Source organism: Geomonas limicola, assembly GCF_014193675.1.
Classification (GTDB): Bacteria; Desulfobacterota; Desulfuromonadia; order Geobacterales; family Geobacteraceae; genus Geomonas; species Geomonas limicola.
This window is the reverse complement of sequence record NZ_BLXZ01000002.1, coordinates 338,030-350,398: the sequence shown is the minus strand read 5'-3', so window position 1 is coordinate 350,398 and position 12,369 is coordinate 338,030. Positions and strand designations below refer to the sequence as shown.

General features: G+C 57.5%; 5 protein-coding genes. All 5 read right to left on the bottom strand.

Features of this window, described 5'->3' with window-relative positions:
- Positions 1–119: 119 nt before the first annotated feature.
- Positions 120–2,099, bottom strand: a complete 1,980-nt coding sequence (qatA, locus tag H7688_RS05355) for a Qat anti-phage system ATPase QatA (protein WP_183360031.1) — start codon at positions 2,097–2,099, stop codon at positions 120–122.
- Positions 2,100–2,513: 414 nt separating this feature from the next.
- Positions 2,514–3,731: an McrC family protein gene (locus H7688_RS05350; RefSeq protein ID WP_183360030.1), complete on the bottom strand. Its 1,218-nt coding sequence runs from the start codon at positions 3,729–3,731 to the stop codon at positions 2,514–2,516.
- Between the two features lie 80 nt (positions 3,732–3,811).
- Positions 3,812–6,142 carry an AAA family ATPase gene (locus H7688_RS05345; RefSeq protein WP_183360029.1) on the bottom strand — a complete coding sequence of 777 codons (2,331 nt, stop codon included), beginning with the start codon at positions 6,140–6,142 and terminating at the stop codon, positions 3,812–3,814.
- A 142-nt stretch (positions 6,143–6,284) separates the two neighbouring features.
- A complete protein-coding gene (locus tag H7688_RS05340) occupies positions 6,285–6,983 on the bottom strand; it encodes a hypothetical protein (protein WP_183360028.1) in 699 nt (232 codons plus the stop codon).
- 130 nt (positions 6,984–7,113) lie between these two features.
- Positions 7,114–12,363 (bottom strand): DEAD/DEAH box helicase family protein, encoded by a 5,250-nt coding sequence (locus H7688_RS05335; protein WP_183360027.1) that lies wholly within the window; start codon positions 12,361–12,363, stop codon positions 7,114–7,116.
- Positions 12,364–12,369: the final 6 nt, after the last annotated feature.

Genomic DNA, 12,369 nt, shown 5'->3' with positions numbered 1-12,369 from the left:
TTCGTCACCACCATTGGGTGCCCCATCCGGTGCCACCGGGGGCGCACCAGCATCACCAAGCCAACTAGGAATGAGAGGGGTTCTGCCGCCCTGACCACCGAACGCGCTGGAGGTACCCATCAGCGGCCACCCCGGCGCGTGTGAAGTGCACCTACGGCCGCAGTCTTCAGCATTGTGCCGCCTTCCTTACCCCAAACCTCGAGAAGGTGGTCGAATCGTTGAGACGCATCGACATCCTTAAGAACACCTTCCCATCCTTTGCAGGCCCACGGGCCTAGTCGATCGCATGGTAGAGTTTCAAGAAAGTCGACGAGATCGCCTTGCAATGTCGGATGAGCTTTGACCAGAACCACCAAACCAGCCACACCAGACGGCTCAGTATCGAAGCTCCCCCCGCCAACAATGCGGCCGCGCACGGCTTCGAAGACTTGTGCAGCTTCCGGCGGAGCCAGGCGTTTGAGATCGGCGTCAAGCCCCTGTACCGCAAATTTACCGCCGAATAGCTGTTCGACGACGGCAGCCAAGTGTCCCAGCACCGAGGCAGCACCGAAGTAATCTTTCCGATCCTTGGCAACAAAGAGATATGGGCGAAGGTCTGCATTGCCAAGCACAGTCGGTACGGCGGCCCAGGCCTTAATGGTGGGCGAAGAAAGCCACTCGGTGAGAAGCATGCTATCAGCCGTTTTAACAGCCTCCGCTTTTGGCCTGTTCTTTGCCGTGTCCGCGCCCTTGTCAGTGACTTTTTCCGGATTGGCCTCGCCTTTCACCTCTTCTTTTGTGGTAACTGCCGCTTCGAGTGCGGCCACATCCGGACATTTCCCATCCGGTGCGACGGCGGCAGCTGCGGCGATTTGGTCGAAGAGGCGAGGTAGGAACCGCTCAGCTAGCATGAGCTTAGCGAGAACCGGCAGTTTGACATCGTCTCCGAACCCGCGCGCGACCGCCATTTCCTGCCGCAAGACCAGGGTGTTGAGAAAGCGCTTGATCTGACGGGGGTTCCCTTTAGTGCCGCTAGCTAAGATCGGTCCAATCTGGTCACTAAGCGTTAAAGCATTGTTAGCGTACTGAGCCTTGCCACGAAGTGCAGTTTTAACGGTCGCAGCATCAAGAGCACCGGATGTCCAGGGTCGTTTCAAGCGTTCGCGGGCGACACCGATCAAGGCATTAAAGGCCTCATCTCTTTCGCCGAGTTCGGCCCCCACTAGAAGGAGAGTGACATAGATACGTGTTTCGGTATCCCCCAGAGCAGGGATGCGGAAGGGCACCTGGATGAGCTTTTCGAGATAATTTCGCGCGTACGTTTGTGGCCCTGTGGTGTCTGGCAGATCGGGGAAGTGCTTGCGAACTGCGTATTCAATCATGGCCTCGTCGGCAGCTACAACAAAAGCAGTCCGGGAAGTAAAAACGAAAAGACGCACGGCTTCGAGAGTCTCTATGGCGGTGTCAGGGAGGCAGCGATCAAGGTCATCGATGAGAACGACAAGCTGCTCGATGCCAGCCTTTTCCAAGAGGTCATCGAACGCCTTTCGGAAGGCGTTGATTTCTTCCGGGACGTTGACTGAGTCACCTTCGCCCTTCGGCTTCAACAGGTCTTTGACACCTTTGATGGCTGCTTCGACATTGTCCTTGGTGGCCAACTTATCCGGATTCGCCAGAAACCCATCTAAGGCACCTAGGACTGTCTCAATCTGCCCTGGCGTCGGGATCCCGGTGAAGGCAGCGAAGGCAAGTCCGCCAGCCTTCTTGGCCACTTTGAGCCAGTCGATCCTGCTAAACACATCCTTGACAGCTTCACCGGCTTTAGTGAGTATCGGACGCTTTTCGATAAGGCCGGTAACGATACCCTCGATGAGCGCGATCTTGGCGTCTTCAAATCCCTGGAAGCGCCAGCCATTGAATTTTAGGCACAGGACCTTCTCTTCTGGTTCGAAGCCGGCCTCGATCATCTCCAGGACACTCGATTTGCCAGCGCCCCAATCTCCATGGACACCGACAGTCACTGGCTGATCCGGCCGATCTCGCAGGAGTTTAACGATCGTCGCAGCTATAGCTTCATTGTTGAGAAGATCGACTTTTGTCTCGTTATCAGTCAGGATCATCAGTCGCCTCACACGTTTGGGTAAGCCTGCGATGTGGGTGGATCAAGGCGCGAAATGAAATAAGAAAAATTCAGTTAGGGCAGCCTAAATTAAAAGCATTTTCTGTTCAAGTTAATTTTCGATCGGAGACATATGCCAAAGGCGTTGCAGCCTTCTATTTTGCAGGTGAGTAGGTAGGGAAGGGGCGAAATGGTGAGATAACGGCAGGTCAGAAAAAGCTAAGGTCACAGATGCCGGATGGCTGCCGCTCCAGGAGTAAGCTGGAGTAAAACCGCAAAAGGTGTTCCCCAATGGCGGTTGAGGCAGATCGCCAAACTGGTGCGGCTCTCCTTTCCGATTCGTCAGATCTACACTTCTATAGCATAACGAAACAGAGGCACTGTCCTATTCGTGCTTTCTGTTATGACAGTGAGATTAGGCTCCATAAACGAGCCACTCGGCCACAGCCAGCCGGTCTTTCATCCCACTCCTACCCTGCCTGATTAAGTTTTCCATCATCAGGAGATTCACCGGGCGAAGCACTACCTTTCCCTGGACGGCCCCTCGCATGAGGTCATTGATGCACAAAACTTGCTCCTTCGGGCAAGCATCCAAAGAGGGATACAGGATAACAGACGTGCGATCAGTACCGGTACGTCCGAGCGCATAAATGGAAAGCTGGTATAGCATCTCGCGCGGCAGCCCTTGGTGCCAAATGTCCCGGTACTTGGCATCCAGTACCGCCGTCATCATGCCCCCCCGCATGACCACAAAATCCGGCCGCGGCGTGGGTACTCCTCTCCCACGCGGACTCTCGGGGGCATAGCTGTAAAGTGTCCTGAGGGCATACTCGTCATGCAGCACTCCATCCAGGAGATGCTCCCTAAGGAAACGGGACAGTAGCGCCTGAAAGAAGCGGTTCATGTCGAACAGGAATCCCGGCAGAGTGAGCGGTTCCTCTTCGTCATCCAGGGCAATGCCATTAGAGTCCAGCAGCAACTTCAGGATACGAAGGATCGACTTATACGCTGTTGTCCGCCGATCAAGGGCTCGCATTCCTCCGGCCAGGAGCTGGCGATCCAGACGCTTCTCGGTTACATCGGAGCTGATCGCCTTCCTCAGACGGTTCAATTGTCCACGTAATTCAGTATCTGCGGTAAGCGAGGCCGCGTATTGAAGACCAGCAAGTAATGCCTGGTTTAGCACGCAGTCTTCGATCCGGGGGTGATAACGGCACGGCAGTGTTGCCGTGGTCCACGGAAAATCGCGAACGTGACGATTGAAGTCTATTTGGCCGCGTGGGCTAACGAGATGACCCGCCACTGGTATATAATCACGATGAATACCACGGGCCAATATCTCGGCAACCTCGGTCGCCAACTGGCGAATGATAAGATCCTGGAAATTCCACTGTTCTGCTGTGTAGCCCACCGGCTCGTAAAGATCAAGATGGCGCAGCCCGTAGGCGTAGCGCAGCAGACGAAGAAGCGGAGCCCCGGTCAATTTGGGGTTAATGGTGACATCGATAGTACCCAGGCGGAAACGGCCGACGAAGGACGTCGCCCGCAGTTCCAGTCCTCGTGCCAGTTCGAGGACTTCTAACTTGCCGGACTCCGTCAGTCGCCTGGCAACCGCACGGTCCTTGTCCTCCACCCCGAAAACGGGCCCAGCCAAAACCCTTTCCTGCTCCGGTCCCAGGGTCTGCCATTCCCTAAGAGTGACAGACGGTCGAGTCAAGATACACCATCCTCACTTTCTTCATCTTCGACCTCTTCCGACGTTTCCCCTGGCAAGGTGGCTTCGGGTGCAGTGGCAATATCGGGAGCTTCGCCAAGTAGCACTTTTACCAGCTCGTCCAGCCGCTCCGGCTTAAACAGTTCCTCTCGGATACGCTGACGCTGTGGATCCACAAGCTTGTCACCAAGAATTTGCGTTAATGCAGAATAATCCTCATAGCAATACTCTTCCAACAGAGGAACGATATCGTCAGCTAGTATCCGAACCAATTTGGATAATTCGGTAACAGGTTTGCCGTCACTGCTGAGAAAATAGGCATGGCCTACCTGGAGGTTTCGTGCATCACGTCCCAGATGGTTCCGGATCCGCTCATTCAGAGCGCTTAGCCAGAGACCGATTGGGAGCGGGGTGGCGCCCCCCACCACGGCGCCGTCCAAAACCTTGTAATCCGGCATCAGTTCGACGAAGCCGAAGCGGCGGCGAAGGGCAGTATCCAACAATGCGATCGAACGGTCAGCAGTATTCATGGTGCCAAGGACGTAGACGTTCTTCGGGACGTGGAAGCTAGTTCCCGATGATGGCAGAATCACCGACATCCCCCTTTTGTCCAATTCCAGAAGCGTCAGCAGTTCCCCGAAAATGCGCGGGATGTCACCACGGTTGATCTCGTCGATGAGAAGAATAAACTTTCTCTCTGGAGACTTACGCGCATCGTCGCAAATTCTTTTGAAGATGCCATCCCGCAACTGGAACGCCAACTGCCCGGATGCCCCCAACTGCGGACGATATCCCTCCAGAAAGTCCTCGTATCCGTAGGCGGGATGGAAGGTACAACATCTCACCAAGCCAAGTCCCGTCTCGTCCCCTGCCACCACCACCTTTTCCTTAGCCGAAAGATTCTGGAAAAGTTGACCAAAGGATTCGATGGCGGCAAGATCCAGGGCGGTCCGTCGTGCCCAATATGTCTTGCCAGTACCGGGTGGACCGTAAAGTATGACTTGCCCTTTCCGCTCAAGAATCCCTTGAACACGGCCCGAAATTTCATCTAAGCGGTGTTTGAATCCCCCCGGGAGTTTCGCCAGTGATACACCGGCCTCTTTGGACGAAGGCATGGTTACCTGTAGTCCTTGGCTCTTTTTTTCAATCTCGAATAGGTTTGGCGCCTTTCTTAAGAGCCAGACGGTAGTTCGAGGCCCGTCCTTTTCCAACAACTTCCAATGGTCGAAAGAGAACCACTCCACTGGACGGCGATGAGGCGCCCTAACTGGCGGACTATTGTCATATATGTACGCACCGGCAATCCGACCTATGGCAAGGACCGTTTCCCCTTCTCCAGCCACCACAAGGTCACCTTCCGATATCGCCGATACGAAGTTGAGGAGTTCTCCCGCGTCCCGCGAAACCCTGCGTGGATCAGCTGGATAGTTCGACTCCAACATACCGATTAGGGAGCTTTTCTTTTCCTTTTTGTCCCCGTTGTTTGCGAACTCGGAGAGATCGCCGAGCATGCTCCAGCCTACTGCCACGTAATTGCCAGCTTTCATATCCTCCCAAGCAGACTCTCCGTCTACACGAGTACCGACACGCCAGCACTGCTTTGGTTTGCCGTGGACACCCTTAAGAGTGGTGGAAAATTCATCGACAGGCCACCCTAGCTCTGCAGCGAGGCGCGCGTATCGGCCCCCTGTGACATAAAGCCCTTCTTGCTGTGGTGGTTCCTGCAGCAGTTTCATCAAATAGTAGCGTTGCCAGTCCTCGTTATGGAAATCATCGAGCTTGTCGGGGAACAACACGAAGAAATACTTGTGGACCCATGCCCGCCGCGCAAGGTCCGGAGCCCTTTCCTCCATCGCCTTCTGAAGTGCCACGTATTCCGCATCGCCCGCTAGATGTGGCAGCGCCAAAAGCAACTCCGATCCAGCCACAAGTTGATCACGGTGCTTTCTTGCGATTGCTATGGCATCTTCCTCAGATATATTCTCTTCGCTCCGTGGACTTCCCTTAACCCATTGATCGGTGCCACGGCGACGGAAGATACCGTAGGCATGAGCACTACCGCCGGAAATCCCTCCGAAATGCAGGCCAGCGAACTCCTCATCATCTTTGTATTCCAGCCAGTAGACCAAGCTGTCTTTGTTGCCATGGGTGTGCATGGTCTGAAGAAGCTCCCTGCCATCCAGGGAACGAAGACGGTCGGGACCAAACTTCGATCGGAACGCATTAAAGCTCGCCTGCCGGATATCCTTTGAGAGCATCTCGCCCTCGTTCACAAGTCTGTCATGTGTCTGCCGCATTTCCTGTTCAATACGCGGATCGAGACTGCTCATCTACTTCCTCCCCCTTCATACCCCTCAGCCAACGCGAAAGTACACGTCGCAGCAACACTGCTATAGCACAACAGAGAACCTTCTTCCCTTCTGCTATAGCAGTGTCAAAACACAACAATTTCGTTATCAGGAAGCTGCCACGTCATTCACCTGCCGGTGCCTGCACGCCAGCAACGACAACCTCCTCCAGAAAGATTCCCTCCTCCAGCAGTAGCTGGCTGCGAGGGTCGAGGAATCCCTCAATAACTGCCGCGAGGCATTGTTTCTGCCGGGACTCAAGGGCGGCATTTCCGAGTGCGGCTCTGCCTATCTCCCTGATCAGGTCATGAACCTGCGATCCGTGATAGATGGTGGCACCCGGCTTATTTGCCCCCACCAGATGCTGGTGCTCCTCCAGAGGGGCATCGGGGAAAATGTCATCGAGATAGTCAGCGATCACCTTTCCGGGGTTAAGGTCATGCGGGAAGGCCACTTCCAGGAAGTCGGCCAGAAGCCAGGATGATTGAAACCAGCTGTACTTGCTCCCATGCAGATCGTGGTGTGCTTTTTGGCGCTCGCTGTCCAGCCGCATCCATTCGAGAATTGCCTCGGCTCGAGGCGAGGTATCCGGATCGGCAGACCTAAGGGGCGTCACAGTGGCTGCGGAAGAAGGGCGGTAGCTGACGTGGAACGAGGAAACTAGGCGGGCGTATAATTCAAGTGTCAGCTCGTTGAGCATCTCCCTGGAGGTTTGCTCCCATACTTTGCAGAGCGCCGCATGAGCGGATTCATTGGGCAAGGCCCTTCGGACCAACTCGATGAAAAGCTCAGCGTTTGATACTTCGGTTTGCAATTTTGCCATAAACGACCCTTCAAAGGTATTTCAAGGACAAAAAACGGGGCCTTATTATCAATCATCCTGCAATGATCTGACCGATCGTTAGTACCGCCTCGATATTCTAACTTCTGGCCTTAAAAATCCGCCACCGCCCTCACGTGCCTTTCTTCCGGAGCCGAGCCAGCCGCGACTCGAGTGGCGGGACCCCTGCCAGTGGGGCTACTTCTACAACTGGGGAGGAGACCATCACCTTCCCGCTCAGCAACTGTTCGAGCACCTCATATGCTTCACGGCGGACCAGATTCCCCGTTTCCCAGTCGTATTGACTCGATGCGGTAAGGATGCAGCGCAAGCACCCTTTTTCGCAACTTTTATGGTGCGCCTCGTCGCGGTAAAGCACCTCCATCGCGCGAGCCACCCATGCCTTGGAGTCGTTCATCAATTCAACGACATGCCCAGCCCCGCCGGCGGCATTGTCAAAAATCTGTAGCCCGCTGTAGGCAGAGGGGCCAACAGGAACACAGATCATCCCAAGTTCCCGATGATCTGACTCCAACAAGTCGGCTCCGGCCAGGCGCAGGGCATGACCGATGGTGTTGACAACAGCTTTTGTGTTGCGCAACCGCTCGTGAGGTACCTGTGCGAAATCGATCTGCACAAGGTCGGTCCCGTGCGTGGCGGCAAGATGCTGGTGCCTAAGGATCGGCGCACCGTCAACTCCGCGCCAACATTGAACTGAAGGGTTCTGGGCGCTCAAAGGAGAATGAGTAGCGAAATGTTTGGGTAGCTTGTCCCTTCCCTCCCCGGAACCGTTGCGCTCACTCTCGCTGTACCCGCAACGCGTGCAAATGGCGAAGCCATGCCCGTATTCCCCGCTGTTGTAGGCCAGTAACTCCCCTCCCTCGCACAACTCGGCGAAGGCTCCCGGAATCCCACCAAATCCAGGGTCGCTTTTGTTTTCAGACGTGGAGTGGGCGAACGACGTCGTCGAAAAAGCGGTAGCTCCGATCCGCTCCGGATCGGATTTCCATCTCGGCGGGTCCCATAATGCGGTTGAATAGCCAAAACGAGGAATCAGCAATTCCAGGGGCGGGCCGTTAAGCGGCGCCGCACATCCAGGGACCGCACAGCCGGAGATCTTGAGGTCGAGCAAGGGGCGATGAAACACGTGTCCGCTGGTGCACTGATACATCCACCCCCGGCGGCCCACCGTCGACTCCTGATGCGCCCATGACTTCTGAATCCCGCGCGAGGTGTAGGTTCGTCCCCCGACCAGCAGGGAGGATCCCGGGACGTATTCGCTTATCGCCACGATCCCGTCTCGCTGGAGCGAGATAGCCTCCTTCTGACCTCTACCTGCAGGAAGAGTGAGAGACTGTAACCCGATGGGGAAACCGTACCTCGGCAGAAAGCGGTGGCCGCCCAACTCCTCGATGACGGTGGAGTTGCGTAGCGCCTTAGCCTGGAAGAACATGGCGTTAAGCGCACGGACCTCTCCGTTATCACGTACCGACTCCTCCTTCCAAGCAGCAAGGAGACTCTCATAATCTTCAATCCAAGGATCGACGGCACTGCGGAAATCCTTTACAACCGACTCTATGGTCTCCTGCCACGACTGCAGCCACCTGTGCCCCGGCGTCGCTTCGAGAAGGGTCGCCACCTCCGTATAGACCTCCGCAGGCTCCTTGGCAAGGTACCTGAGGAAGGCGACGAACTGGTCGGCGAGGTGCCGGGCATCTTCGCGCCACCAGGGATGGACACATATCAACTTGTCTGCGTAAGGGAGGGCCTTTACGATTTCATAGCTACGCCGGACCCCCTTTTGCTCGATGTAGGGAATGATCGCAGCAGAACAAAATTCCCCTATCTTTCCGAACGCCTGCATCGCCCCCACCTGAAGTCCTTTCGGCTGGATGCGCCGGTAAAACTCGCCCAAAAGATAGGCGTGCAGGTGTCGCTTGGCAAAACGATCCCTCTGGAGGAGTACCGTAGGCCTTCTGAGCGTCTTAGTGAAGAAGTGGGAAAAATCGTGGAAGACGCTTTGGTCATAGGCAGTCGACCTGCAGTAGGTCATGACCAGGGAAGATCCGTCGGAACGCCTCCCGGCACGCCCCCCGCGCTGCTGATAGTTCGCCCTGCCGGGCGGAACATTGGCAAGCACCACCCCGGAAAGCCCACCGATATCGATGCCGACCTCCAAGGTCGTCGTGGCGCTCAGCACATTGCGTGCTCCTGTGCTGAAAAGGTCCTGAAGTCGCCTTGTCTCCGCATGGTCTAGCTGGGCCGAGTGCTCCTCAGCCCACAGCCCCATCCGGAAGGCCTTTTCCTGCAAGTACATGCGCCATGCCCTGCCATAGTAGGGATCGCTTTTCAATTCCTCCTGCGAGATGGCGACAAGGGTTCCGGGGGTGTCGGCGAGGATGCAACATCCCAGAACAGCCCTCGGGAAGACCGCACCGGTCAAGGCGCAGCGATAAAGCTGCAGGGGAATGCGCAGCGCAAGGGGGAAAAATTTTACCCGTACCGCATCCACCACCACGCCGTCCTTTTGCTGCCGGGGGGCCTTTTCGAGCCATTCGACCCGTTCGTCTGCGGCCAGCTCCATCAACTGGCGGAAGAGTGCATCCAGAAAGAGATCCAGCAGCGCGGCGGCCTGCTCAGCCGAGCACCCGGCTGCGCGCAGGACGTTCCGACAGTACCGGTTGCGCCTTGCTTCCCGGATCTCCCGCTCTACCCCCCGAAAGGAAAGGAGATAGCCCCGCCCGAAGCGCTGGGACTGGCTCATCCACCGGCCAATAGGGAAGTAGGGCCATTCCCAGTCCTTTTCGCCGTCGTCAACCGTGATGGCGCCGTCGGCGCGGATGGTATCGCACAGGGTGGCAAGAAGATCGGGCCAGGCTGCGGCGAGAGGCTCACGCGCGAAGCTGGGGAGGAGTGCCAGCAATTCCGGGGGGGGCTTTATACCACCGAGGTTGGGATAGACCACCTCCGCGAGGCCAAGCGCCTCCAGAGTCATCCCATTCCACCCCGGAGAGACGAATTCCCGCACCAGGGTCCGGTCCACACTCTTGAGCGCCTCGGCATGGTTCGCCTCCCACTCCTTCTGGCTCCAGGTGTCGGCGCGATGTTTCACACCACCGGGGCGGCAGAAGTACTCCATAAGGACCTGATGTCTCTTCACCTGATGGATCCAGTCCGTGAGCGAACCGCCGGAAAAAAGCGCCTCACGCCGACGGATCTTCTCTTCCAGTTCCCGGTGCACGTCCCCTCGCTCCAGATCGCTCAGGGCCGGGTCACTGAGATCCTCCAGAAGCCTTCCGATGTCGCGATCGAGCCTCTGCCGCGACCTCTCGTCCGACACGCTCGACTGCAAGGTCTCCATGATGACGGCGCGCATCATCTGCAGCTCGTGCTGGTCGGTCAAAAGGGGACCCAGGCGGGCAGCCTCTTTCCTGCTGTCGCTGAAGATAAGGAGACGGCGCCCCCGTGCCGGAAGCCAGTGTCTCTTGTCCTCGGGATACACCGGCATTTCCGCGAACACGGCCTCCACCGAGACCGGCAAGGCGAGGCCATCCCCCGTGCCCATCGGCTGTAGGCTGCTTGCCGGTTCGCGGCATGTGATGCAGGAATCGACCGTGCGCAGCCGGACCGCACCCGGGGTCTCCTCGCAGCGCCCCGTTACGATGTCGAAGTGGAACTCTGCACCGGTTTCTGAGCGCCGGGCGGGTACGGCAAAGCGGTACGACAGGTTTGCCGGCATCGCAGCAAGACGCCAGCTCGATCGAGGAGTGAAGCTATTGTCTTTGCTGCTGTAGATGCCCGCGAAGTGCCACTCGCCGCAGTTGTCGCAGCGGACCAGGGTAAGCATCCTTGACCCGCAATCGGGACAGACGGTGGCAACCTCCGCAACGAGTCTTCCCCCGCCCGGAAGGCGCAAGTCGTCGCCACAGGGACAGGAGCTGTTCAGGCAGGCGCTCAAAGTCCCGGAGGCCCTGGACAGGAGATGCACTTTGTGGGGTATCAGCGGCAAGGAGTGGATGTCCTCCCGCGCCCTAGCGCATAGTTGCAGCAGCGCGATGAGGGATGACCGGGAGGATGCGCTCGGGTCGCCGAAAAGCTTCGATGCCAAGTCAGCCAGAGAGATAACACCATGGCTACGGCTGGCGAAGAGCAGTTCTTCCAATTTCTGGACCAGGGGAGCATGGGCAAGAGCCTTGAACAGAAAGACCGCCGGCTCCGGAATCGTGGCATAGCTTTTCAGGATGGCTCCGGATACCAGTCCTTCGAGCACCCGGGACAGTTCATCCACCAGCTCCGGCTCCTTGACGAGCCCGGTCTGGGCGGTGAAACTTCGGCCGGCCAAGGGAGCGAGGGCCGCGGCGGTCACCGGTGCACCAACCGAAGCCGGCGCGAGTTCGGGGAAATCGCGACGATCGACGGCGCCATCAATATGTACGATGGTTTCCGGATCCTTGGAGAAGATGGCGGCTGCGAACTGCTTCACCCCCTCCCCCAGGGTCGCCGAGGTCGCCAGGGTCAGCACCTCCTCCGCTTTTTTCCCGCAGCGCAGAAAGACCCTCCTCAGCAATAGCGCAATGTCCGCGGCCAGCGTGCCGGAGTAGAGGTGTGCCTCATCTAGCACGAAGGTCCTGAGCTCCCGGGAGAAGAAGGGGGCGTCCTGGGGGCGACATAGCATGTACTCCAGCATCGAGTAGTTCGTGACCAGGATGTCCGGCGGGTTCGCTCTCGCCTCCTCGCGGGTGCGGATGCGACAGGCCTCGTACTTTGGGTACCCCATCTCGTCCGCGTGGCGGGGGTTCTCCGGTGTCTCGCTGGTAAGATGGAAGAGGGTGATCTTCTTCTGCCCTTTCATCCAGCTGTACAACCTCTCAACCTGATCGTTCACCAGCGCGTTCATCGGGTACAGGATGATCGCCTTGGTCCCTCTTTTACGGGGATCGGGATTGCGGTACAAGTCATTGAGCAGCGGCAGCAGGAAGGCCTCCGTCTTGCCAGCCCCTGTACCCGCGGTCACAACCACCCCTGGACGTGCCCCGGCCGCCGGTGCTGCCGCCATGATACTTTCGGATTGGTGCGCATATAACGGGCGCTCAACCGGGAAGGCGCCGGAGTCTGCCAGCTGCTGCACCAGTTCCCCGGAAACGATCCCCTCGGCGGCTAGGTCACCGACCGCCTTTCCGGAGGAGCTTGCCGGGAAGATCCCCTCGATCCACAGTTGCCCCACCAAGCCACCGTCGTTCTCGGCGCCAGACCAGAGTCTCCGGCAGGCCGCCATGAGCTGCTCGTCCCTTAAAAAGCAGCTGGATTCGGTGAGGTCCACCAGCCTTCTCCTGAGTTCCCTTTCAGTCTGCAGTGCATCAAGCTGAAACGATTCCGTCGTCATTTACCT